Origin of the sequence: Peteryoungia desertarenae, from assembly GCF_005860795.2 — a bacterium.
GTDB classification, from domain to species: domain Bacteria; phylum Pseudomonadota; class Alphaproteobacteria; order Rhizobiales; family Rhizobiaceae; genus Allorhizobium; species Allorhizobium desertarenae.
In genome coordinates this window covers 2,377,458-2,400,812 of the sequence record NZ_CP058350.1, presented here as the reverse complement: position 1 = coordinate 2,400,812, position 23,355 = coordinate 2,377,458, and the positions used below count along the sequence as shown (strand labels likewise).

At 58.7% G+C, this 23,355-nt stretch carries 18 protein-coding genes; 11 read left to right on the top strand and 7 right to left on the bottom strand.

Features of this window, described 5'->3' with window-relative positions; all coding sequences use genetic code 11:
• Positions 1 to 4: 4 nt before the first annotated feature.
• A complete protein-coding gene (gene dprA, locus FE840_RS11640) occupies positions 5 to 1,156 on the top strand; it encodes a DNA-processing protein DprA (protein WP_138289434.1) in 1,152 nt (383 codons plus the stop codon).
• On the opposite strand, the gene FE840_RS11635 is transcribed toward dprA, so the two are convergent.
• Positions 1,109 to 1,336: a hypothetical protein gene (locus tag FE840_RS11635; RefSeq protein WP_138289432.1), complete on the bottom strand. Its 228-nt coding sequence runs from the start codon at positions 1,334 to 1,336 to the stop codon at positions 1,109 to 1,111. The two genes, dprA and FE840_RS11635, sit on opposite strands and share 48 nt — an antisense overlap.
• Positions 1,337 to 1,587: 251 nt before the next feature.
• Between FE840_RS11635 and topA the strand changes: the two genes are divergently transcribed.
• The 5 genes from topA (at position 1,588) to rpmG (ending at position 8,888) form a co-directional block, all read left to right on the top strand.
• The gene (topA, locus tag FE840_RS11630; protein WP_138289430.1) at positions 1,588 to 4,293 is read left to right on the top strand and encodes a type I DNA topoisomerase; all 2,706 of its coding nucleotides are present in this window, start codon (positions 1,588 to 1,590) and stop codon (positions 4,291 to 4,293) included.
• Positions 4,294 to 4,430: 137 nt separating this feature from the next.
• Positions 4,431 to 6,650 (top strand): ribonuclease R, encoded by a 2,220-nt coding sequence (gene rnr, locus FE840_RS11625; protein ID WP_246318908.1) that lies wholly within the window; start codon positions 4,431 to 4,433, stop codon positions 6,648 to 6,650.
• Between the two features lie 21 nt (positions 6,651 to 6,671).
• Positions 6,672 to 7,124 carry a DUF983 domain-containing protein gene (locus tag FE840_RS11620; RefSeq protein WP_138289426.1) on the top strand — a complete coding sequence of 151 codons (453 nt, stop codon included), beginning with the start codon at positions 6,672 to 6,674 and terminating at the stop codon, positions 7,122 to 7,124.
• Positions 7,125 to 7,448: 324 nt separating this feature from the next.
• The gene (locus tag FE840_RS11615; protein ID WP_138289424.1) at positions 7,449 to 8,630 is read left to right on the top strand and encodes an MFS transporter; all 1,182 of its coding nucleotides are present in this window, start codon (positions 7,449 to 7,451) and stop codon (positions 8,628 to 8,630) included.
• Between the two features lie 90 nt (positions 8,631 to 8,720).
• A complete protein-coding gene (gene rpmG, locus FE840_RS11610; protein WP_138289422.1) occupies positions 8,721 to 8,888 on the top strand; it encodes a 50S ribosomal protein L33 in 168 nt (55 codons plus the stop codon).
• Between the two features lie 802 nt (positions 8,889 to 9,690).
• Here rpmG and FE840_RS11605 read toward each other — a convergent pair.
• Together FE840_RS11605 and FE840_RS11600 are read right to left on the bottom strand one after the other, a co-directional pair.
• The gene (locus tag FE840_RS11605) at positions 9,691 to 11,064 is read right to left on the bottom strand and encodes a PleD family two-component system response regulator (protein WP_138289420.1); all 1,374 of its coding nucleotides are present in this window, start codon (positions 11,062 to 11,064) and stop codon (positions 9,691 to 9,693) included.
• 13 nt (positions 11,065 to 11,077) lie between these two features.
• Positions 11,078 to 11,449 carry a response regulator gene (locus FE840_RS11600; protein ID WP_138289418.1) on the bottom strand — a complete coding sequence of 124 codons (372 nt, stop codon included), beginning with the start codon at positions 11,447 to 11,449 and terminating at the stop codon, positions 11,078 to 11,080.
• A gap of 136 nt (positions 11,450 to 11,585) precedes the next feature.
• Between FE840_RS11600 and FE840_RS11595 the strand changes: the two genes are divergently transcribed.
• The 4 genes from FE840_RS11595 to FE840_RS11580 all read left to right on the top strand — a co-directional run bounded on the left by FE840_RS11595 (position 11,586) and on the right by FE840_RS11580 (position 15,255).
• On the top strand, positions 11,586 to 11,879 hold the full coding sequence (locus tag FE840_RS11595; RefSeq protein ID WP_138289416.1) for a DUF3572 domain-containing protein: 294 nt from the start codon (positions 11,586 to 11,588) through the stop codon (positions 11,877 to 11,879).
• Between the two features lies 1 nt (position 11,880).
• A complete protein-coding gene (locus FE840_RS11590) occupies positions 11,881 to 12,534 on the top strand; it encodes a hypothetical protein (protein WP_138289414.1) in 654 nt (217 codons plus the stop codon).
• A gap of 70 nt (positions 12,535 to 12,604) precedes the next feature.
• Complete coding sequence (locus FE840_RS11585) at positions 12,605 to 13,906, top strand: DNA polymerase IV (RefSeq protein ID WP_138289412.1); 1,302 nt, start codon at positions 12,605 to 12,607, stop codon at positions 13,904 to 13,906.
• 107 nt (positions 13,907 to 14,013) lie between these two features.
• On the top strand, positions 14,014 to 15,255 hold the full coding sequence (locus FE840_RS11580; RefSeq protein ID WP_138289410.1) for a L,D-transpeptidase family protein: 1,242 nt from the start codon (positions 14,014 to 14,016) through the stop codon (positions 15,253 to 15,255).
• Between the two features lie 42 nt (positions 15,256 to 15,297).
• Here the strand turns inward: FE840_RS11580 and dnaE are convergent, their stop codons facing one another.
• Positions 15,298 to 18,792 carry a DNA polymerase III subunit alpha gene (dnaE, locus tag FE840_RS11575; RefSeq protein ID WP_138289409.1) on the bottom strand — a complete coding sequence of 1,165 codons (3,495 nt, stop codon included), beginning with the start codon at positions 18,790 to 18,792 and terminating at the stop codon, positions 15,298 to 15,300.
• Between the two features lie 350 nt (positions 18,793 to 19,142).
• On the opposite strand from dnaE, the gene FE840_RS11570 reads away from it, so the two are divergent.
• Complete coding sequence (locus FE840_RS11570) at positions 19,143 to 19,727, top strand: hypothetical protein (RefSeq protein WP_138289408.1); 585 nt, start codon at positions 19,143 to 19,145, stop codon at positions 19,725 to 19,727.
• 33 nt (positions 19,728 to 19,760) lie between these two features.
• Here FE840_RS11570 and FE840_RS11565 read toward each other — a convergent pair whose 3' ends face one another.
• From FE840_RS11565 to proS, 3 genes are read right to left on the bottom strand one after another with little or no spacing between them, the layout of a single operon-like run.
• Positions 19,761 to 20,450: an ABC transporter ATP-binding protein gene (locus FE840_RS11565; protein ID WP_138289406.1), complete on the bottom strand. Its 690-nt coding sequence runs from the start codon at positions 20,448 to 20,450 to the stop codon at positions 19,761 to 19,763.
• Between the two features lie 13 nt (positions 20,451 to 20,463).
• Positions 20,464 to 21,771 (bottom strand): lipoprotein-releasing ABC transporter permease subunit, encoded by a 1,308-nt coding sequence (locus FE840_RS11560; RefSeq protein WP_138289404.1) that lies wholly within the window; start codon positions 21,769 to 21,771, stop codon positions 20,464 to 20,466.
• A 19-nt stretch (positions 21,772 to 21,790) separates the two neighbouring features.
• Positions 21,791 to 23,113 (bottom strand): proline--tRNA ligase, encoded by a 1,323-nt coding sequence (gene proS, locus FE840_RS11555; protein WP_138289403.1) that lies wholly within the window; start codon positions 23,111 to 23,113, stop codon positions 21,791 to 21,793.
• Positions 23,114 to 23,355: the final 242 nt, after the last annotated feature.

Genomic DNA, 23,355 nt, shown 5'->3' with positions numbered 1-23,355 from the left:
CGACATGCCGGACGACAGCGCAAGACGAAACGGAATTGCGCTGACGGACCGACAAAGGATCTCCTGGCTCAGGTTGATCCGCAGCGACAATGTCGGGCCGGCAACCTTCAGAGATCTGATCAACCATTTCGGCTCGGCAGAGGCCGCGCTGTCGATGCTGCCGGAACTGTCGCGACGCGGTGGATCGACCCGGCACATCCGGATCGCCTCGGTCGATGAGGCTGAACGAGAGCTGGAGACCGCACGGCGATTCGGCGCCCGCTTCGTCGGTATTGGAGAGCCGGACTATCCCTACGCGCTACGCAATCTGGATGCGGCACCACCCCTTCTTGCGATGAAGGGACATTCCCATTGCTGCGCCCTGCCCGCAGTGGGAATTGTGGGCTCGCGCAATGCCTCCATCAGCGGCACAAAGTTTGCCGCGCGACTGGCTCGCGACATTGGCCAGGCAGGATATTCGATCGTCTCCGGTCTGGCTCGAGGCATCGATGCTGCAGCCCACCGTGCCAGCCTCCAAAGCGGAACGATTGCCGCCATGGCAGGAGGACTCGATTGCCCCTACCCTCCAGAGAACCGCGATTTGCTTGAGGAGATCTGGTCCGGCCAGGGACTGGCGATCTCGGAGATGCCGTTTGGCTGGGAGCCCCGTGCAAGAGATTTCCCCCGGCGCAATCGGCTTATCGCCGGTGTGGCACTTGGTGTTGTGGTGATTGAAGCAGCTGCGCGGTCTGGGTCTCTGATCACGGCGCGGCTCGCGGCTCAAGCCGGGCGCCTGGTCTTCGCCGTGCCGGGTTCGCCTCTGGATCCGCGCTGTGAGGGGACCAACGCACTTTTGAAGAACGGGGCCATTGTGACCACAACATCCGCCGATGTTTTGGAAGCGCTTGCGCCCCTGTCACAGATTGATCCGTTTAGCCGACCGGCGGCCAATGAGCCGCCAACAGAGAGTGAGCGAGAGTTCATACCGTCACCTTCTGATCAGGATCGCAGCAGTCTGGTTCAGGCCCTTGGCCCTACGCCCGTCGAGATTGACGACGTGATCCGGCACACGGCGCTTGCACCACAAACTGTCTACCTGATTCTGCTGGAGCTCGATCTGGCAGGCCGCTTACACAGGCATCCCGGGGGGCTTGTCTCCCTTGCCATGGGTGAATGACGTACCGCCCGGCCTGTTGAGGATATCCCCTGCCTCCACACAGGCCATTTCGATCAAATAACAGAGCAGATCCGCATTTTCGCTTTCGGCCACAAGGCGTAATTCAACGAGCATTTCACGCACGTAGCTGATTCTCTCGATCGTGTGCGCCTTGCCATAGCCCTTGTTGCCAATATCCATGTGCGTGCCGATCGTTTACCGTATTCCGGGCATGTGGTGACCGGCGAATATCGGTCATGCATTCACAATATCCACCTTATCAATAATTGCAATGGAAACTAAAGCACTCATAGGTTGCGTACGGTTGCAGACGAGAAAATATGACCTGCCTCTTGACCGGGACGCCACATCCCTCCATGTCGGAAACCCTGTAGTCCCGTAGCTCGGCAAGGTGCCCTCGACGGGAGCACTCGTAAAGGTGCAGTGATTTGATGAATGTCGTAGTCGTAGAATCTCCGGCCAAGGCCAAGACGATCAACAAGTATCTCGGATCGGGATACAAGGTGCTGGCGTCGTTCGGTCACGTGCGCGATCTTCCTGCCAAGGACGGATCGGTGCTGCCGGATGATGATTTCCAGATGGTCTGGGAGGTTGACGGGGCATCACAGAAACGGATCAAGGACATTGCCGACGCTGTAAAGTCTTCCGACGGCCTGTTTCTTGCGACCGACCCCGATCGCGAAGGGGAAGCCATTTCCTGGCATGTTCTCGACCTCTTGAAGAAAAAGAAAGTTCTGGGCGACAAACCGGTCAAGCGCGTCGTCTTCAATGCGATCACCAAAAAGGCCGTGCTCGATGCCATGGCCAATCCGCGCGATATCGACACGCCGCTGGTCGATGCCTATCTCGCCCGCCGTGCACTCGACTATCTCGTCGGCTTCAATCTTTCCCCGGTCCTCTGGCGCAAGTTGCCGGGTGCGCGTTCGGCCGGGCGTGTGCAGTCGGTGGCGCTGCGTCTCGTCTGCGACCGGGAAAACGAAATCGAACGTTTCGTCGCCGAGGAATACTGGAATATCTCCGCACTCCTGAAGACGCCGCGCGGTGATGAGTTCGAGGCAAAGCTCGTTTCGCATCTCGGCAAGCGCATCCAGCGCAATTCGGTCACCAATGGCGACCATGCGGCGACCATCAAGGCGCTTCTGGAAGGCGCGCGCTACGGCGTCGAAAGCGTCGAGGCGAAGCCCGTCAAGCGCAATCCCGGTCCTCCCTTCACAACCTCCACTCTGCAGCAGGCTGCGTCCTCGAAGCTTGGCTTCTCGGCGTCGCGCACCATGCAGGTGGCCCAGAAGCTTTATGAAGGCATCGATATCGGCGGCGAGACCGTCGGTCTGATCACATATATGCGTACCGATGGTGTGCAGATGGCACCCGAAGCGATCGATGCCGCACGCGCCGCCGTGCTCGACCAGTTCGGCCCGCGTTACGTTCCGGAAAAGCCGCGCTTTTACTCGACCAAGGCGAAGAACGCCCAGGAAGCCCACGAAGCCATCCGACCGACCGACTTCAACCGCTCGCCGGACAAGCTGCGCCGCTTCCTCGACAGCGACCAGATGCGGCTTTACGACCTGATCTGGAAGCGCGGCATAGCAAGCCAGATGGCATCCGCCGAGATCGAGCGCACGACCGTTGAGATCCTTGCCGACAACAATGGTGAAAAGGCCGGCCTGCGCGCCGTCGGTTCGGTCATCCGGTTCGATGGCTTCATCGCTGCCTATACCGACCAGCGCGAGGAAGGCGAAGCACCCGAAGATGGTGACGACGAGGATGGCCGCCTGCCGGAAATCAATGCGCGCGAGGCGCTGGCCAAGCAGAAGGTCAGTGCCAGCCAGCACTTTACAGAGCCGCCGCCGCGCTATTCAGAGGCGTCGCTGATCAAGAAGATGGAAGAGCTCGGGATCGGCCGTCCGTCCACCTATGCAGCGACGCTGAAGACGCTGAGCGACCGCGAATATGTGATCACCGACAAGCGCAAGCTGGTGCCGCATTCCAAGGGACGGCTGGTCACGGCCTTTCTCGAAAACTTCTTCACCAAGTATGTCGAATACGATTTCACGGCCGACCTCGAAGAGAAGCTCGACAAGATCTCGGCGGGCGAGCTGAACTGGAAGGACGTTCTGCGCGCTTTCTGGCAGGACTTCTTTGCCCAGATCGAGGACACCAAGGAGCTGCGTGTCACCAACGTGCTCGATGCGCTGAACGAGGCGCTGGCGCCGCTCGTCTTCCCGAAGCGCGAAGATGGATCGGATCCGCGCATCTGTCAGGTTTGCGGCACGGGCAACCTTTCGCTGAAGCTCGGCAAATACGGTGCCTTCGTCGGCTGCTCTAACTATCCGGAATGCAATTACACCCGCCAGCTGACCAATGAAGGTGGCGCGGAAGCGGAGGCCGGTGGCAGCAACGAGCCGCGCGCGCTCGGCAAGGATCCGGTGACGGAAGAAGAGATCACGCTGCGGTCGGGCCGGTTCGGGCCCTATATCCAGCGCGGTGACGGCAAGGAGGCCAAGCGCTCGTCGCTGCCGAAGGGCTGGACGCCGGCCTCGATCGACCTGGAAAAGGCACTTTCCCTCCTGGCACTGCCGCGCGATGTCGGCCCGCATCCCGAGACAGGCAAGATGATTTCTGCCGGTCTCGGTCGTTATGGACCCTTCGTGCTGCATGAGGGGACTTATGCCAACCTCGAAAGCATCGAGGATGTTCTGTCGATCGGTCTCAATCGTGCTGTAACAGTGCTCGCCGAAAAGCAGAGCAAGGGACCGGGCGGTCGTGGACGGACGGCGGCTGCGGCGCTCAAGGAACTGGGCGATCATCCCGACGGCGGCGCAATCACCGTGCGCGACGGTCGGTATGGACCCTATGTGAACTGGGGCAAGGTCAATGCGACCCTGCCGAAGGGCAAAGACCCGCAGGACATCACCGTCGAGGAAGCCCTCTTGCTGATCGCCGAGCGTGCGGCCAAGGATGGCGGCGGCAAGGCCAAGGCGAAGAAGGCTCCGGCCAAGGCTACCAAGGCAAAGTCGGATGACGGTGCCGCCGATAAGCCGAAGAAGGCTGCGACCAAGCCGAAGGCCGCAGCTGCCAAGAAGGCACCTGCCAAAACCGCCGCGAAGGCGAAGACAACAAAGAAGAGTGCGACTTGAACAAGAAATTCCGCGACCCCTCCGAATTTCCCGGCTCCGGCAACGGCAAGAGCCGGCGTGCGGAAGGCGCGGCCAAGGCGAGAGCCAGCAATCCCGCCGCGCTGATCCATGGCGAAGTGCCGCCGCGCGACGTTCTCATGCAGTTCATCACCGACAATCCCGACCGCGCCTCAAAGCGCGAGATCGCCAAGGCCTTCGGCCTGAAGGGCGAGCAGCGGGTGGAACTCAAGCAGGCGCTGAAGGATCTGGAAAATGACGGGCTGGTGCAGAAGAGCCGCAAGTCGCTGACGCGGCCGGGCGCGCTGCCGCCGGTCACCGTGCTCGACATCACCACCCGCGACAAGGATGGCGAACTGATCGGCCGTCCCGCAGAATGGCCCGAGGAAGCCGGTGCGGCACCGGCCGTTTTGATCCGCCAGTCGAGCTCCGACCGTTCCAAGGGCAAGACGCCGGTTGGCGGGCTGGGCGATCGGGTGCTGGCCAAGATCTTCGCCAACAAGGATCGCTCCGGCCCGGCCTATACGGCGCGGGTTATCAAGATCCTCGACCGCCATGTCGGCGCCGTCATGGGTGTCGTGCGGCTGATGCCCGATGGTGGCGCGCGCCTAATGCCGATCGATCGTCGCGGCGAGGAAATGCAGATCGACGCGACCGATCTCGGAGAGGCCAAGGATGGCGATCTGGTCGAGGTCGAAGTCGGTCGTGCCGCCCGCTTCGGTCTGACCCGGGCCAAGGTGCTGACAGTCGTCGGCTCGGTCGCATCGGAAAAGGCGATCTCGATGATCGCCATCCACGCGCATGGCATTCCGCATATCTTCCCGCAGTCGGTGATTTCGGAAGCCGAGGCGGCCAAGCCCGCCTCGATGTCGCATCGCGAGGACTGGCGTGACCTGCCGCTTGTTACCATCGACCCGCATGATGCCAAGGATCATGACGACGCCGTTTATGCCGAACTCGACCCCTCGCCCGACAATCCTGATGGCGTAATCGTCACGGTGGCCATCGCCGACGTTTCCTACTATGTCAGGCCGAAATCGGCGCTCGACCGCGAGGCGCTGAAGCGCGGCAATTCCGTCTACTTCCCCGATCGCGTCGTCCCCATGCTGCCCGAGCGGATCTCCAATGATCTCTGCTCGCTGCGCGAGGGTGTCGATCGTCCGGCGCTTGCCGTGCGCATGGTCTTCTCGCATGAAGGACGCAAGGCGAGCCACACCTTCCATCGGATCATGATGAAGAGTGCGGCCAAACTCTCTTACCAGCAGGCCCAAGCCGCGATCGACGGCAAGACCGACGAGAAGACCGGACCGCTTCTCGAACCGATCCTTAAACCCCTCTGGCATGCCTACGCCGTGATGAAGCGCGGTCGCGACCGGCGCCAGCCGCTCGAACTCGACATGCCTGAGCGCAAGATCATCCTCAAGGAGGACGGCACGGTCGATCGCGTGCATGTTCCCGAACGCCTCGATGCGCACAAGCTGATCGAGGAGATGATGATCCAGGCGAATGTCTCGGCTGCCGAGACATTGGAGAAGAAGCGGCAGCCGCTGATCTACCGCATCCATGACGCGCCGAGCCTAGCCAAGCAGGAGGTGCTGCGCGAGTTCCTCGGCACGCTGGGCATGTCCTTGGTCAAGGGCGGCAATATGCGGTCCAACTCGTTCAACGGCATTCTCGCCAAGGCGCAAGACACGCCGCATCAGACTATGGTCAACGAGATGGTGCTGCGCAGCCAGAGCCAGGCGATCTATAGTCCGGAGAATATCGGCCATTTCGGCCTCAACCTGATGAAGTATGCGCATTTCACCTCGCCGATCCGGCGATATGCCGACCTGATCGTGCATCGGGCTCTGGTAGGCTCGCTGGGCTTGGGCGAAGGCGGGATTACGCCTGACGAGGAGGCGAGCCTCGAGGATATCTCCGCCGAGATCTCGACCTTCGAGCGCCGTGCGATGGCAGCCGAGCGAGATACGATCAACCGGTTGATCGCGCACCATCTTGCCGGTCGCATCGGCGACGAATTCGACGGCCAGGTGTCTGGTGTCACCAAGTCGGGCCTGTTCATCAGCCTGCCGCAATTTGGCGCAGATGGCTTTATCCCGGTTTCCACGCTGGGCCGCGACTACTATATCTACGACGAAGCGCATCAGGCCCTGACGGGTGAGAAGTCCGGGCTAGGATACCAGCTCGGTGATACCGTCGAGGTTCGGCTGGTGGAGGCGGTGCCGCTCGCCGGCGCGCTGCGCTTCGAAATGCTGAGCGGGGGACGCAAGATGCCCATGGGCACGCGTTCCTTCCACAAGGCAAGTCGACGAGGCTCCAAGCTGCCCGGGACACGCCCCAAACGAGGTCGACGCTAAGAAGTCGGAGAAGAGCAGATCATGACGGGAAGCCCAAGACAGCAAATCACGCGCTATGGCGGCCATATGGAAACCGAACGTCCGGTTGGACGCTCTATGAAACGCGGCTTACTCAATAGCTGTCCGGCTTGTGGCTCAGGCCGCCTGTTCCAGTCCTATCTCAAGACGGTGGACAATTGTGCCTCCTGCGGTGAAGCGATGCATCACCATCGGGCCGATGATCTACCGCCCTATATCGTCATCATGATCCTGGGCCATGTTCTTGTTGGCGGCTACATGATGACCGACCTTGTTTTCCCTGTCTCGGAATGGATCCACCTGGCGATCTGGGCGCCCATCGGGATCATCACGTCGCTGTTGACCCTGCAGCCCATCAAGGGGGCGGTTGTCGGTCTGCAATGGGCCTTGAAAATGCACGGATTCGGCGGCCATGCCGATGACGTTGAGGAACAGCATGCCCATAGTGATCTCTGACAAGGAAACCAGAATGCTTCAGCCAGAGCGCTGGTTGACAGCATTCGGCTGACTTTCATCAGCGCGACACCCCTCATCAACCGTTTTTCCCGCAGCATATACATTTCTGACATGGGCTCTCCATAAGCTGCGTCAACCTTGGTGGTCTCGCTGCTTGACAGGAGGCCCTCTTTACAGTCTGAAAAGGCGTAGTCTGCAGGACGTGACCGGAGTTAGACACAATCTCATGCAAACTCTACTGCGCGTAGCACAGAGCCGCGATTGCGCCTTGCCGCTTCCGATTGGCATCTGCATTGTCAGCTATGGCGGCAGAGGCCCGCACTGATGGAACAGCCGGTTCGCTACCATGGTCATCCCGAGACCATTCAATGGCCTTCATTGATTGCAGCCATCTCCGCCATCTCGGCGGTCGGAATTGCGATTGGCCTCGGTTTGCCACTGCTCAGCATTATCCTCGAAAAGCGCGGCATCTCCTCAACCATGATCGGATTGAACTCCGCCATGGCCGGTGTCGCGGCCATGCTCGCCGCACCGCTTACGACCAAGCTCGCCCACCGTTTCGGCGTCGCCCGTACCATGCTGTGGGCCGTGGTCTTGTCCGCTGTGAGCGCTGTCGGCTTCTACTATGCAGAACAGTTCTGGATGTGGTTTCCGCTGCGCCTTGTCTTTCACGGCGCAACAACAACCCTGTTCATCCTGTCTGAGTTCTGGATCAATGCGACGGCACCGCCGGCCCGCCGAGGTCTCGTGCTGGGGATCTACGCCACCGTGCTGGCCGTGGGATTCGCCATGGGTCCCCTGCTCTTCTCGGTCTTGGGCAGCGAGGGGCTGATGCCGTTCGCCGTCGGGGCAGCCGCGATCCTGCTCGCTGCCATTCCAATCTTCATCGCGCGGCGGGAAAGCCCGGTGCTCGATGAGAAACCTGGAATGCACTTCTTCCGCTACATTTTCCTTGTTCCGACAGCAACCGCTGCGGTCTTCGTCTTTGGCGCGGTCGAGGCCGGCGGCCTTTCGCTGTTCCCCATCTATGCAACGCGGGTGGGTTTCACGGAAGCGCAGGCAGCTCTGCTGCTGACGGTCATGGGCGTTGGCAACATGGTCTTCCAGATCCCGCTCGGTCTGCTCTCTGACAAACTCCGGGACCGCCGACCGCTTCTGTCCCTGCTTGCCATCATCGGCCTTTGCGGCTCGCTCACCCTGCCCTGGCTGACCGAGAGCTGGGCGCTGATGGCGACCGTCCTGCTGTTTTGGGGCGGATGCGTTGCCGGCCTCTACACGATCGGACTAAGTCACCTCGGTTCGCGACTCACAGGCGCCGATCTCGCCGCTGCGAATGCCGCCTTTGTCTTCTGCTATGCGGTTGGAACGGTGGCCGGCCCGCAAGCCATAGGCGCAGCGATGGATATTTCTGGAAACCACGGCTTTGCCTGGGCAATTGCAGCCTTCTTCGCCCTCTATGTGGTGCTTTCCATTGGCCGGCTGTTTTTTAAGCCGAAACGGACTTGACTTTTCGAGCGCGATTTGTAGTTTCGCGCCAGATTTGCCGTGGGCTTCAACAGGTCGTCCACGGCTTCGTTTATTAGAGGCAGGACGACCATGGCCAAGGCTACAACAATCAAGATCAAGCTTCTGTCGACGGCCGACACGGGTTTCTTCTACGTGACGACGAAGAACAGCCGTACGATGACCGACAAGATGACAAAGACCAAGTATGATCCGATCGTGCGCAAGCATGTCGAGTTCAAGGAAACCAAGATCAAGTAATCCTTGATATTGAGCTTCGTGAATGAACGCGTCACGGAAGTGGCGCGTTTTTTTTATGTGGCGACACATGCTCAATAAATCGCCATTTCGATGAACAGAATCAAAAAGCACCGGCCTCGGCGAGCACCGGTGCTTTTTTTTTAAACAGGGGGTCGGCCAGCACGCAAAGACGGCACGAGGAACCGTTTTGGATATTGCGAGCCAACCGACCGACCCCACGACCCAGGAGATGCGGCGGACCTGAGCATCATGGGGTATCTCAAACCCGTTCGGGTTTTTGTTCCATGAGCAGCAAAATCTATCAATCAGCCGCGAAAATCAACTCTTTATTAACCGCGCGACAGTTTGCTCTCGATATATGGTTAAATTAGGCATGTAAGTAGCGAAAGCTTCCTTGCGCCAGCCTCTCGCTTACTGAGTACAGCGGCCCTTGAACTTGACCTTATTTTGATCAACTCAAAGTCCAAAACCGTTAGCAATACCAACATTGCAAATTATACGATAAAACTCGTTTGCACTTAAAACGCCACACCGAAAATAACTGCCCTGAAGCAAGCAAGGATTGATTTGAATTCGCTGTGATAGACAATCAACCAAAGGATCAATATTCACTCTGCAGATTGATTTTCTGTGCTTTCATGCACAATTCTTTGGCAACGATTGCGTGTAATGCTTTCTTAAGGGGCAACGAAAATTCTGTGTATGATGCTTCACAAACTGGCCAACGAAGGACGAAATAGGCGCAGTAAGCACAATTCACTTCAGTCTTGACGGAATGATCCGCGTTCAATTGCGGCAATATTCAGGCAGCGGCAGCGACCACACGGTTGCGTCCCGAGTTCTTGGCCTCATACAGCGCATTGTCTGCCTGCTTCAACAATTGTTCAGGGGTCACTATCCCGGGTCCAAGGGTGGCGAGCCCCATGGATGCAGTCAGCATCAACGGTGTCTCCCCGCTTCGCAACTGGAAAGGCCGCATTTCGATCATTGCGCGCAAACGCTCAGCAACGGTCTTGGCCACATCAGCGGGAGTATCGGGCATGACAACGATGAACTCCTCTCCGCCGAAGCGGCACGCAAGATCGGCACCCCGCACGGTACTACGTATCCGGGAGGCAAATTCTTTCAGGACGTCGTCCCCTGCATCATGCCCGTGCATATCGTTGACCTGCTTGAAGCGGTCGATATCGGTCATGCAGATGGTCAAGGGGCGACCGCGTGCCATGGCGCGGGCAAACAGCGTTCTGAGATGCGTGTCGAGATAACGACGGTTGTGAAGCCCTGTCAGGCCGTCGGTCACTGCAAGCTCGATGGTCTGCCGCACGCTGTTACGCAAGCGGTCATTGTAGCGCTTGCGACGAACCTGGGTGAGCGTTCGGGCAACCAGTTCATTGGGATCGAGCGGACGGACGATATAGTCATTCACGCCGAGATCCAGGGCCCGGATGATCATCTGCTCGTCGCCATGCTCGGTGATCAGCAGAATCGGGATGAAGCGTGTCCTTTCCAGCGACCGCAGTTGCGAGCACAGCCGCAGCGGATCATAGTCTTCGAGGTTACTGTTGACGATGACGAGGTCATAGGCATGTTCCGCGGCCTCGAAGACGGAGGCTTGCGGATCGGACATCGCGATGACGGAAGCAATCGGCTTCAGCGACTTGATAATGCGCTCCTGGGAGGCTCCGCGGCTGTCCACGAGCAGGATTTGAGCCTGTTCATCCAGACGACCGTCATGCAGGCGCAGCCCTTCATCCAGGCCGATTTGCCGGGCACCGTCGTGGCGGATGCGCAGTTCATCGCTGAGCGTCTTCAGTCGGACAAGGCTCTTCACCCGCGAGATCAGCTGAAGATCGTTGACAGGTTTGGTCAGGAAGTCGTCAGCACCGACCTTCAAGCCGCGAACACGATCCGAGGGCTGATCAAGTGCCGTTACCATAACGACCGGGATATGAGCCGTCCTGGGATTCGACTTCAGTCTTTCGCAGACTTCAAACCCGTCCATCTCGGGCATCATGATATCAAGCAGCACCACATCCACCTGTGTGCGATCACAGATGTCGAGCGCGTCACGGCCATTGTCTGCCGTAAGCACATCGAAGTATTCAGCAAGCAGGCGTGCTTCAAGGAGCTTCACATTGGCCGGGATATCGTCGACTACCAGGATGCGTGCGGTCATGTTTATTCAGCCCCTAGGCATCCCCAAGATAGGTCTTGATGGTTTCGATAAACTTCGGAACCGAAATCGGCTTTGACACATAGGCTTCACATCCGCCCTGACGGATGCGCTCTTCATCACCCTTCATGGCAAAGGCCGTGACAGCGATCACCGGAATGACATGCAGATCGGGATCTTCTTTGAGCCAACGCGTGACCTCAAGGCCGGATACTTCCGGTAACTGGATGTCCATGAGGATCAGGTCTGGCTGATGTTTGCGGGCGAGATCCATCGCCTCCATACCATTGCGGGTCTGGACCGTCTGATAGCCCGAGGCCTCGATAAGATCGCGGAAGAGCTTCATGTTCAGCTCGTTGTCTTCGACAATCATTACCTTCTTCGGCATTCACCCTGTCCTCTATCCCGCGGCCTGACCCCGTCCAACACATCGTCCGGCCACAGGTTGCATCTTCCGTCGGCGTCCACGCTAATGCTATTTGGTTGAGAAAAAGGTAATTCGCGTTCCTGAAGGAAAAGGCCTGATGAAAAACAATGATGTACTCGCCGATGCAGAGTCGACGGCAATCGCAGTTCTGACCTGGCTGGCGGGCGAACCGGAGATGCTTTCACGGTTTCTTGCTCTTTCGGGGGTGCGGCCAGACCAGTTGCGCTCTGCAGTCAATGATCCCGCGTTCCTTGCGGGGATGCTGGATTTCCTGATGGGACATGAACCGACCCTCCTGGCATTTTGTGAAGCAACCAATTCCAGACCGGAGACAGTCGTCGCGGCCGCGCAGCATTACGCGCGTCCGGGACTTGGATCGGGTGAAATCTGACATGACCTTGTCCGTAGATCAGGTGACGCTTCGCGATAGACCCTTGCTGGTTTGCGACGTCGATGACGTTGTACTACAGTTCACCACGCCCCTGTCCGATTTCCTCGAAAGCCTTGGCCATCGCCTCTTGCAGCGCTCCTATCGACTGCATGGCAATGTTGTCTCAGCAGATGACGAAACACCACTCGAAGGGGCTCTCGTCAGTCAGCTGCTTGAGCGCTTCTTTGCAGAACAGCATCAATGGCAGACACCTTTTTCTGATGCCACGAAGGCTCTTGCCGAGCTGTCAAAAGCAATGGATCTGGTGTTTTTGACTGCCATGCCGCCGGCGCACGCCGAGCTGCGACGACAGCTCCTCGATGCGCACCAACTCCATTATCCGCTGATCTCGACAGAAGATGCCAAAGGTCCGATAGTCGCCAAGCTGCATGCAAACCGGCCCCTGCCTGTCGTCTTCATCGATGACATGGTCCACAATCTTCACTCTGTCGGAGACCATTTGCCAGAGAGCCTGTTGATCTATCTTCCGCCGGATGTCGAGATCCACCGTCACGCGCCGCCCCACCTGCCTCATGTCAAACGAGCGGGCTCCTGGAAACATGCTCAAGCCTTGATAGTCGAGCACCTCCGTCAGCAAGAGGGACAGAAGGCGTAGGTCTTACTCCCCCTTGCTCTTGGAGCCGCTCAGGACTAAGGTCGAGATGTTCAACCTTTGTTCTGCTGCCATGTCCCAGGAACTCGCATCTTCCGCCTTTTGTCGCGACTGTCTGCGGGAGCAGCCTGTCGGGCTGAGGAGGTGTCGTGGATGCGGCAGTCCGCGGCTGGTCTATCACGATGAACTCTATCGTTTGACGCTGGCACATATCGATTGCGACGCCTTCTATGCCTCCGTCGAAAAGCGGGACAATCCGGAACTCATCGACAAGCCCGTCATCATCGGGGGCGGCAAGCGGGGCGTGGTTTCGACCGCCTGTTATGTCGCCCGCATTCACGGGGTCCGTTCTGCCATGCCGATGTTCAAGGCTTTGGAGGCCTGCCCCCAGGCCGTGGTGATCAAGCCGGATATGGAGAAGTATTCACGGGTCGGACGCGAGGTTCGTGCGATGATGGAAGAACTAACCCCCCTGGTGCAGCCGATCTCCATCGATGAGGCGTTTCTGGAACTGAAGGGCACCGAACTCCTACACCACGATCCACCGGCACGCGTGCTGGCGCGGTTTGCACGGCGTGTTGAAAAAGAGATCGGGATCACGGTTTCGGTCGGCCTCTCCTATTGCAAGTTTCTGGCCAAGGTCGCATCCGATCTCCAGAAGCCGCGAGGATTTTCGGTTATTGGTGAGGCCGAGGCAGTCGCTTTCCTGGCTCCTCGTCCCGTCACGACGATCTGGGGCGTCGGCAAAGCCTTTGCGCAGACCCTGGAGAAGGATGGTATTCGCACCATCGGCCAGTTGCAGACGATGGAAGAAGCCGACCTGATGCGCCGCTATGGCAGCATTGGGCAAAGGCTCCACAGGCTGGCGCGGGGCGTGGACGAGCGAGAGGTGCACCTCAACGAGGCCGCCAAGAGCATCTCGGCAGAGACCACGTTTTTTGACGACATCTCACGTCATGAGGATCTTGTTCCGCATCTCCGGGCACTGTCGGAGAAGGTGGCAGCACGGTTGAAGCGGCAGGGCATTGCAGGGCAGACCGTTGTTCTCAAGCTCAAGACGGCGGATTTCAAGGGGCGCACGCGGAACCGGCGGCTCGATGACCCGACACAACTGGCCGACCGCATCTTTCGGACAGGCCTCTCCCTGCTGGAGCGGGAGACGGATGGCACAAGGTTTCGCCTGATCGGCATTGGTGTCAGTGACCTTCAGGATGCCGCAACTGCGGACCCTCCAGATCTCGTCGACTCGCAGGGGATGCGACGGGCTGCCGCTGAAGCTGCCATGGACAAGCTCCGCGCAAAATTCGGAAAGACGAGCGTCGAGACCGGCTACACTTTCCCGGCACGACTTGCCAGACAGCAAAAACCGGATTGAGTGATCTTCACTCGTTTGTTGCTTGACGGCGCAGGCTGGTGCGGAAAGCTTTCTTAAATATCCTCAGGTATTCTCAGTCAAAGTGTTCTGCGTTTTGTCGGTGTCCCATGTTCCAGCGTTTGACGTTCAGCATCGTCCTTCTTGCCAGTACAGCCTGTGGTTCCCTAGCCTTGGCGCAGGAAACCGGCCCCTACCACATCTTCGTCTCGAAAGCGGACCAGACGCTGACCGTCTATGATGGGGATGAGGTGATCGCGACGTCGAAAGTCTCGACTGGGAAGCCGGGCCATGCGACACCGTCCGGTATCTTCTCGATCTTGGAAAAGCGGCGCTACCACGAATCCAATCTTTATTCGAATGCTCCAATGCCGTTCATGCAGCGCCTGACATGGTCAGGCATTGCGCTGCATGAAGGCAAACTGCCGGGATATCCGGCCTCGCATGGCTGCGTGCGCCTGCCTGAAGGATTTGCTCAGTCGCTCTTTTCCATGACGCAGCGTGGCGTCCATGTCATTATAACGGATGAACCGGTGGTGCCGCGTGAGATCCGCCATGATCTGCTTTTTGTGCCACGGCTGCCTGTGCCCGATGGACAACTTCTTTCGGATGTTGAACTGCGCCCCACAACAATGGATGCCTCGCTGAAGCCGCTTGAGGTGGCCATGGCGGAAGTCGCGCCCAAAGCCGGCGCAGAAGCACGGCTTGAGATCGCCGAGGAGCCGCCGCTGCGCATCCTCATCACACGACGCACGGAGCGCGATCAGATCATGGATGTGCAGGCGGCTTTGAACGAACTGGGGTTCAATGCCGGGCCGGTTGACGGCCTGATGGGCAAGCAGACGATTGCCGCCATCCGCAAGTTCCGCGCAGACAAGGATATCGCCAATGAGGGTGCGCTCCTGTCTGAAGCATTTGTTTCCGCTCTCTACGGCGCCAGCGGAAAAGAGCGTCCACCCCTGGGGCAAATCCTCGTTCGCCAGAAGTTCAAGCCGCTGTTCCTGGGCGACGTTACCATTCGCGAGCCCGAAAGGCCCCTGGGCACGCATTTTTTCAAGGCGACGGAGGTTGACCGCTACAAGAGCAATGTGACCTGGGTCGGTGTGACCCTTGAGGATCATCTCAGCGAACCAATGCGCACCCGGCTTGGCATTACCGCAGAAGAAACGGGCGCCAACCCTGAAATCACCATGGTGATGGACCGGATCGCCATACCGGATCACCTCCGGGCACGGATCGAAGCCAGTCTGTCCGAAGGAAGCTCGCTGACGATCTCGGACCGCGGCATCGGCCCCGAAACCACTGACGGGACCGATTTCATTACGGTAACGAAGGCAAGACCGAAGGGTTGATGGCCCATTCGGCACGGTACCGATGTGCCGGGTGGTCCAAAATCACGCCACCAGTTCAACGTCGATCACGCCGGGCGCGGTGCGCATGGCGGCGGCGATTTCGGGGGAAATCCTGTAGCGTTCGGTCAATTCGACTTCGATTTCGCGCTTGCCGTCATCCTTGATGACGATGAAGGAGACGAGACCGTCGCCGCGCGTGTTGAGATGCGACGCGACAGCCTTGAGGGGACCGGAATCGCGGACGTAGACGCGCAGTGCCTTCTGCATCTGCACCGATTTTTCTTCCAGTGACTGGGCCGTCTGGATCCTGAGGCCAATGCCTTCAGGCCTCTCTTCTGCCGCAACGGTGATGACCAGTGACTTGCCCGATTCCAGAAGGTCGCGGTACTGGTTCAGCCCTTCCGAAAAGAGAACGGCCTCGAACTGACCCGAGGCATCCGACAGGGTCACGATCCCCATCTTGTTGCCGGTTCTTGTCTTGCGCTCCTGCTTGGAAATGACAGTGCCGGCAAGACGACCGGCTGTCGCCCCCTGACGCACGGCTTGAGAAAAATCAGCAAAATTCTGGACGCGGAGTTTATCCAGCAAATTGCGGTAGGCATCCAGCGGATGGGCAGACAGATAGAAGCCCAGAACCTGAAACTCCCGCATCAGCTTTTCTGACGGCAGCCAGGGTGTGAAGGGTGCAAATGCGATCCGCTCGGGACCACTTGCCGCCCCCGCCCCGAACATGTCGGACTGGCCGCTGACGGCATTTTCCTGTGCCCGCTGGGCGTAACCCATGATACGGTCGAGACTGCCACTCAACTCGGCGCGATCGCGTCCGAAACAGTCAAAGGCACCCGCAGAGATGAGGCTTTCAAAGACACGCCGGTTGATCTGCTTTGGATCTATCCGCAGACAGAAATCTTCAATATCTGCGAAAGGCTTGTCGCCGCGGACTTCGACGATATGGTCGACAGCAGCCTCACCAACGCCCTTGATCGCAGCGAGCGCGTAGAAGATCCTGTTCGGACCGGTCTGGAAGTGACGGAAAGATGTCTGAACCGAGGGGGGAACGACGGTCACGCCGAGACGAACGGCATCCTGGCGGAAGTCGACGAGCTTTTCGGTGTTCGACATGTCGAGCGTCATCGACGCGGCGAGGAACTCCACCGGATAATGCGCCTTCATGTAGGCCGTCTGGTAAGAGACGATCGCATAGGCCGCCGCGTGGCTCTTGTTGAAGCCGTAATTGGCGAACTTGGCCAGCAGGTCGAAGATGTTGTCAGCCTGCGGCTTTGAGACACCGTTCTTCACCGCGCCCTCAACAAAACGGGCCCGCTGCTTGTCCATCTCCTCCTTGATCTTCTTACCCATGGCGCGGCGCAAGAGATCGGCTTCACCGAGCGAATAGCCCGAGAGCACCTGGGCGATCTGCATGACCTGTTCCTGATAGACGATAACCCCTTGGGTTTCTTTGAGGAGATAGTCGATCGTCGGATGGATCGATTCGATCTCTTCGTCGCCATGCTTGCGCGCATTGTAGACCGGGATGTTTTCCATCGGACCCGGACGGTAAAGCGCGACGAGGGCAATAATGTCCTCGATGCAGTCGGGCCTCATGCCGATCAGCGCCTTGCGCATGCCGGCACTTTCCACCTGAAACACCCCGACAGTTTCGCCGCGGGACAGCATTTCATAGGTGAGCTTGTCATTAAGCGGGATGGCGGCGAGATCAACGCTGATACCCCGCTGCTCCTTGACGAAATCGACAGCCGTCTTCAGCACGGTCAGCGTCTTCAGGCCAAGGAAGTCGAATTTGACGAGACCTGCCTGCTCGACCCATTTCATATTGAACTGGGTGACCGGCATGTCAGAACGCGGATCGCGATACATCGGCACCAGCTTCGACAGCGGACGATCGCCGATGACGATACCGGCAGCATGAGTCGAGGCGTGGCGGTAGAGACCCTCGATCTTCTGAGCGATCTCGAGGAGACGGGCGACGACAGGCTCTTCTTCTGCTGCCTCCTGCAGCTTCGGCTCCTCTTCGATGGCCTTGGAGAGCGGCGTCGGATTGGCCGGGTTGTTGGGGACCAGCTTGCAGATCTTGTCGACCTGTCCATAGGACATTTCCAGCACACGCCCGACATCGCGCAACGCCGCACGCGCCTGCAGCGAACCGAAGGTGATGATCTGCCCCACCTGCTCGCGCCCGTATTTCTGCTGCACATAGCGGATCACTTCCTCCCGCCGCTCCTGGCAGAAGTCGATGTCGAAGTCGGGCATCGACACGCGTTCCGGATTGAGGAAGCGTTCGAACAGCAACGAGAAGCGCAGCGGGTCGACATCCGTGATGGTCAGGGCATAGGCGACCAGCGAGCCCGCACCCGAACCACGGCCCGGGCCGACCGGAATGTCGTGAAGTTTTGCCCATTTGATGAAGTCGGCGACGATCAGGAAGTAGCCGGGGAACTTCATGCGCTCAATGACCAAGAGCTCGAAATCGAGACGCTCGCGATAATCCTTTTCCTCATAACCCGGTGCCATGCCGAGCTTCTGCAGGCGCATTTCAAGACCCTCGACGGCCTGCCGGCGCAACTCAAGCGCCTCTTCGCGCTCGGCCTCTTCCGGATCATCGCTGCCGCCGGTGAAGCGAGGAAGGATCGGGTTCCGGGTGCCGAGTACAAATGAGCAGCGTCGGGCGATCTCGACCGTGTTTTCCAGAGCCTCTGGCAAGTCTGCAAACAGCGCCTGCATTTCCGCACGGCTCTTCAGATAGTGGTCAGGCGTCAAGCGAAACCGGTTGTCATCGGAGACAATCGCATTATGGGCCACTGCCATTAGCGCATCATGGGCATCATAATCGGCGCGCGAGGGAAAGAATGCCTCATTGGTCGCAACCAGTGGCAGGTCGTGCTCATAGGCAAGCGCCACGATACGACGCTCATGATTGCGATCGAATTCGCCGTGGCGCTGCAGCTCGACATAGAGCTGATCACCAAAGACAGTCTTCAAGGAAAGCAAACGCTGCTCTGCCAAAGCCCGATGGCCTTCGCGCAGTGGAATATCGATGGGGCCACTTGCCGCCCCCGTGAGCGCAATCAATCCATCTGCACCTGTCTCAGCAAACCAAGATAGCTTGACATGGACCGGCTGGGAATTGTCGCCGCCGAGATAGGCGCGGCTCACAAGATCCACAAGCCGCTCATAACCTGAATCATTACTCGCAAGCAGCACGATCGAAGGGAGGCTCTGGACATGGCCATTGCGCTTCTCGGACGAGCCATCCTCCATATCGAGCGCAACCTGACAGCCGATGATCGGCTGAAGCCCCTCGCCCAGCGCCTTCTGCGAAAACTCAAGAGCCACGAAGAGATTGTTGGTGTCGGTAATGGCAATGGCCGGCTGCTCATCGGCCACAGCCTTGCTGAGCACCTTCTTCAGCGGCAAAGCCCCCTCAAGCAGGGAATAGGCAGAGTGAACCCTCAAATGCACGAAGCCCGGACCAGCCGAGGCCGCAGTCCCGCCTTCGGGAGTTACACTATCTGCCATTTCCATCACCCAGAATTACCGCATCGGAATCGGAGTGATCTTCGGCTCAATCAACGGGCAAGTCCAGCTTGCATTGAGGTCGCAAACAGATCTCTGGCGCCAAGAAATGCAGCCAGGTCAGAGGGCCAGCATGATCACCGTCACGCTGGCGAGGAACATAGTCATCGAGGCGAATGCAGCAACGTCACGAATAAAATCCGTCATCTCTGTCTCCTGTCTATCCTATGTTTTTATTTTGTTCTTTTTATGTTCTCCTGTCAACCCAAAAAGGTCGGTTGCGGAATCGATGGATCGGGCTACCATCTGCGCCTCTCGCACCGATCCCGGTGCCGCCTGATAAGGAACCTGCCATGAAAGCCCTGACCTTCGTGCTGCTCTGTGGCCTCGCCCTGGCAACCCAACCAGCCTTCGGCTCCGAGTTCCCAATGGAGCGGGTCATCGGTGGAGCATCCGGAGACTGGAACAAGGACGGGAAGACAGATCTGGCGCTGCTTGTCGCACCCGGTTCCGAGGATGAGGATATCGGACTTGTACTTTACCTTGAGGACGCTGACCGCCCCCTGCTGAGGCCCGTGATCCAGGTGAAGAATTTCGTCTGGGGGAATGCCAGTCTTGACGGCCTCTACGGGCAAGATCCAACCATTGCCGCAACAGAAAGTGGCTCTATCCGGGTCCGCAGCGAAAACTCGGGCATTGGGCGGGGCCGTTGGGAGCAAACCCTCACCATCGCCTATCGTGACGGCGAATTCTTAGTCGCGGGCATGACCTACAGTCACTATGACACGCTCGATCTCGATGCCCATGGCAGCTGTGATTACAATGTTCTCACCGGTGCATATGTGAAGGACGGAAAGTCAGGCAAGACGACGCCTCAACGCATCACGGTCTCAGACTGGAGCTCAAGCGGGGCGGACGAGATCTGCCTTGGGCAATAGCGCGGTGCGTTGATCGACTGTTCTCAATCAACGTCATGCGTCGAAGGGAATGACCTTGCCATCGACCAGCGTAATGCAGCGGTCCATACGACGTGCGAGGTCATGATTGTGCGTTGCGATCAGCGCCGACAATCCTGACTGCCGCACCAGTGCCTCAAGCGCCGAAAAGACATAAGCCGCCGTTTCGGGATCGAGATTGCCTGTTGGTTCATCGGCCAGCAAAACGAGCGGCGCGTTTGCGACCGCCCGTGCAATCGCGACCCGCTGCTGCTCACCGCCGGAAAGCTCGGCCGGACGATGATGCGCACGGTGTCCCACCCGCATGTAATCGAGAAGCTGCTGGGAGCGTTCGGCGGCTTCCTTGTGGCTGAGACCGCCGACGAGTTGCGGCATCATGACGTTTTCGAGGGCCGAGAATTCTGGCAGCAGATGATGGAACTGGTAGACGAAGCCGATGGAATTCCGGCGCATCGCTGTGCGTTGATCGTCTCCAAGATGCTGGCAGGGAACGCCGCCAACGAGCACGTCTCCGCCATCCGGGTGCTCCAGCAGACCGGCAATATGCAAGAGCGTCGACTTTCCCGTACCGGAAGGCGCAACAAGGGCAACCGTTTCGCCCGCGTTGAGCGTGAAGTTTGCGCCCTTCAGGATCTGCAGCGTGGTTTCGCCTTGCCCATAGCTCCGGTCGATATCGGTCAATGACAGAACGGGTTGCGTGGCCATCAACGGGGCATCCTTATTCGTATCGGAGCGCCTGGACTGGATCCAGCCGCGAGGCTCTCCAGGCCGGGAAGATTGTCGCCAGGAAGGACAGGCTGAGCGCCATGATGACGACAGATACGGTCTCGCCGGCGTTCATGTCAGCTGGCAACTGGCTGAGGAAGTAGAGCTCCGGATCAAACAGGACCGTGCCTGAGACCCAGGAGAAGAACTGGCGAATGGACTCGATGTTCAGACAGACGACCAAGCCGAGAACCACGCCGGCAAAAGTACCCGTCGTTCCAATCGCCGCACCCGTCATAAAGAAAATACGCATGATCGACGCAGAAGTTGCGCCCATGGTTCTCAGAATGGCGATATCGCTCGACTTGTCCTTCACCAGCATGATGAGGCCCGAAATGATGTTGAGCGCGGCGACAAGAACGATCAGCGTCAGGATCATGAACATGACATTTCGCTCGACTTGCAGGGCCGAAAAGAACGTCTGGTTTCGCTGGCGCCAGTCCGTGATGAAGATCTGGCGACCGGCGGCCTCCTCGATCAACGGACGCAACTCATCGACGTTGTCGGGGTGATCGATGAAGATCTCGATCGACTGGACGATGCCTTCCGCGTTGAAATAGAGCTGCGCCTCCTCCAGCGGCATATAGATGATCGAGGCATCATATTCCGACATGCCGATCTCGAAGATCCCAGAGATCGGATAGGACTTGACGCGCGGATTGACGCCGAGTGGCGTGATGTCGCCTTCCGGAGACACGAGCGTGATCATGTCGCCCGCGCTCAGGCCCAGTTGCGATGCCATCCGCGAGCCGACCAGGACCCCCTCGCCGGTGGCAAAGCCGACAAGGTCGCCCTGGCGGATGTTTCCAGAGACCGTGGTCAGCTTGGTCAGGTCATCGGGACGTACGCCGCGCACAAGGGCACCGGTCCCTACGCCCTGACGACCGGATGCAAGCGTCTGCCCCTCGACAAGCGGCAATGCCTTGGTCACACCCGGCACGGCGGCAATGCGGTTTGTCAGCTCAGCATAATCGGACAGAGGCGAGTCGATGGGCTGAACGATCATGTGACCGTTGATGCCAAGGATGCGGGAGATCAGCTCGGTTCGGAACCCGTTCATCACCGCCATGACGATGATCAGTGTCGCCACACCGAGCATGATGCCAACAAAGGAAAAGCCGGCAATGACCGAGATGAATGCCTCCTTGCGCCTTGCGCGGAGGTAGCGCCAGGCCACCATCCGCTCAAATCCCGAAAAGGGGCGGGCAGACGTTGGCCTTGAGGTCGTCTCTGTCTGCGTGCCAGCGGCTTCGCTCGCCATATTCTCTCCTCGCCTGTCCTCAGGCGGTCAGCTTGTTGATCGCGGCTTCGATCGTCATCGTCTCACGGGCGCCGCTCTTGCGATCCTTCAGTTCGACTTCACCAGCGGCAATCGAACGCGGTCCGGCAATGATCTGCACCGGTACGCCTATCAGGTCGGCAGTGGCAAACTTCGTCCCTGCCCGATCATCGGTGTCGTCGTAGAGCACATCCTTGCCCGCCTTCTGCAACGCGGCGTAAATCGTTTCACAAGCGGCATCGCAGGCCGCGTCGCCTGCCTTCATGTTGATCACCGAGGCATCGAACGGCGCGACCGAGGCCGGCCAGATGATTCCGTTCTCATCATGCGAGGCTTCGATGATGGCGGGAACAAGGCGCGTCGGGCCAATGCCGTAGGATCCCATGTGGACAAGGTGCTCTTTGCCGTCGGGCCCTTGCACCTTGGCACCCATCGGCTCGGAATATTTCGTGCCGAAATAGAAGATGTGGCCCACCTCGATGCCGCGTGCCGAAAGGCGCTCGGTTTCGGGAATGGCGGCAAAGGCTGCCTCGTCGTGCATTTCCGATGTTGCCGCATAGACCGAGGTCCACTTGTCAAAAATCGCCTGCAGACCGGCAACATCGTCGAAATCGGTGTTTTCGGACGGAATGTCGAATTCAATGAAGCACTTGTGAGAAAAGACTTCCGATTCGCCGGTGTCCGCCAGAATGATGAATTCGTGGCTGTGGTTGCCGCCGATCGGCCCCGTGTCGGCGCGCATCGGTATGGCGCGCACGCCAAGCCGGGCGAAGGTGCGCAGATAGGCCACGAACATCTTGTTGTAGGAGTGGATCGCGCCTTCCTTGGTCAGATCGAAGGAATAGGCATCCTTCATCAGGAATTCGCGCGAGCGCATCGTGCCGAAGCGTGGACGGATCTCATCGCGAAACTTCAGCTGGATGTGATAGAGGTTCAGCGGCAGGTTCTTGTAGGACTTCACATAGGAGCGGAAGATGTCCGTGATCATCTCCTCGTTGGTGGGACCATAGAGCATCGGACGTTCCTGGCGATCCTTGATGCGCAACATTTCCTTGCCATAGGCCTCATAGCGACCGCTTTCCTGCCAGAGCTCGGCAGACTGCAGTGTCGGCATCAGGAGCTCGATTGCGCCAGCACGGTCCTGCTCTTCGCGAACGATTGCATTGACCTTATCAAGCACGCGCTTTCCAAGCGGCAGCCAGGAATAGATGCCCTGGCTCTGCTGGCGGATCATGCCCGCGCGCAGCATAAGACGGTGAGAAACGATTTCGGCTTCCTTGGGGTTTTCCTTCAGGATCGGCATGAAATAGCGCGACAGACGCATAAGAAATTCCAGACAGTTGACGCTGCCGCATGGTCTGCGGAATCAGCAGTTGAGAAAGCTTTTTCTGGATGCGTTCATAGCTGGTTCGGCAAGCGATGAAAACCCGCTCTCCTGTGGAGCAAATATAGGTCCGAACAAGAGATTTTCGAACCTTCGAACACCAGATTCCGGATGACAGCGCAAACAGACACGACGGGATTACGACAGTGGAAAGCGCTAGAATTTTTTTGGGCCGCTGTAGC

Coding starts and splice junctions, on each gene's coding strand:
- FE840_RS11580 (WP_138289410.1), top strand. CDS start 14,014: ATGTTCCAGCGTTTGACGTTCAGCATCGTCCTTCTTGCCAGTACAGCC.
- FE840_RS11590 (WP_138289414.1), top strand. CDS start 11,881: ATGACCTTGTCCGTAGATCAGGTGACGCTTCGCGATAGACCCTTGCTG.
- dprA (WP_138289434.1), top strand. CDS start 5: ATGCCGGACGACAGCGCAAGACGAAACGGAATTGCGCTGACGGACCGA.
- FE840_RS11585 (WP_138289412.1), top strand. CDS start 12,605: ATGTCCCAGGAACTCGCATCTTCCGCCTTTTGTCGCGACTGTCTGCGG.
- FE840_RS11615 (WP_138289424.1), top strand. CDS start 7,449: ATGGAACAGCCGGTTCGCTACCATGGTCATCCCGAGACCATTCAATGG.
- FE840_RS11600 (WP_138289418.1), bottom strand. CDS start 11,449: ATGCCGAAGAAGGTAATGATTGTCGAAGACAACGAGCTGAACATGAAG.
- rpmG (WP_138289422.1), top strand. CDS start 8,721: ATGGCCAAGGCTACAACAATCAAGATCAAGCTTCTGTCGACGGCCGAC.
- FE840_RS11570 (WP_138289408.1), top strand. CDS start 19,143: ATGAAAGCCCTGACCTTCGTGCTGCTCTGTGGCCTCGCCCTGGCAACC.
- dnaE (WP_138289409.1), bottom strand. CDS start 18,792: ATGGCAGATAGTGTAACTCCCGAAGGCGGGACTGCGGCCTCGGCTGGT.
- FE840_RS11560 (WP_138289404.1), bottom strand. CDS start 21,771: ATGGCGAGCGAAGCCGCTGGCACGCAGACAGAGACGACCTCAAGGCCA.
- FE840_RS11605 (WP_138289420.1), bottom strand. CDS start 11,064: ATGACCGCACGCATCCTGGTAGTCGACGATATCCCGGCCAATGTGAAG.
- rnr (WP_246318908.1), top strand. CDS start 4,431: ATGCAGTTCATCACCGACAATCCCGACCGCGCCTCAAAGCGCGAGATC.
- FE840_RS11635 (WP_138289432.1), bottom strand. CDS start 1,336: ATGGATATTGGCAACAAGGGCTATGGCAAGGCGCACACGATCGAGAGA.
- proS (WP_138289403.1), bottom strand. CDS start 23,113: ATGCGTCTGTCGCGCTATTTCATGCCGATCCTGAAGGAAAACCCCAAG.
- topA (WP_138289430.1), top strand. CDS start 1,588: ATGAATGTCGTAGTCGTAGAATCTCCGGCCAAGGCCAAGACGATCAAC.
- FE840_RS11565 (WP_138289406.1), bottom strand. CDS start 20,450: ATGGCCACGCAACCCGTTCTGTCATTGACCGATATCGACCGGAGCTAT.
- FE840_RS11595 (WP_138289416.1), top strand. CDS start 11,586: ATGAAAAACAATGATGTACTCGCCGATGCAGAGTCGACGGCAATCGCA.
- FE840_RS11620 (WP_138289426.1), top strand. CDS start 6,672: ATGACGGGAAGCCCAAGACAGCAAATCACGCGCTATGGCGGCCATATG.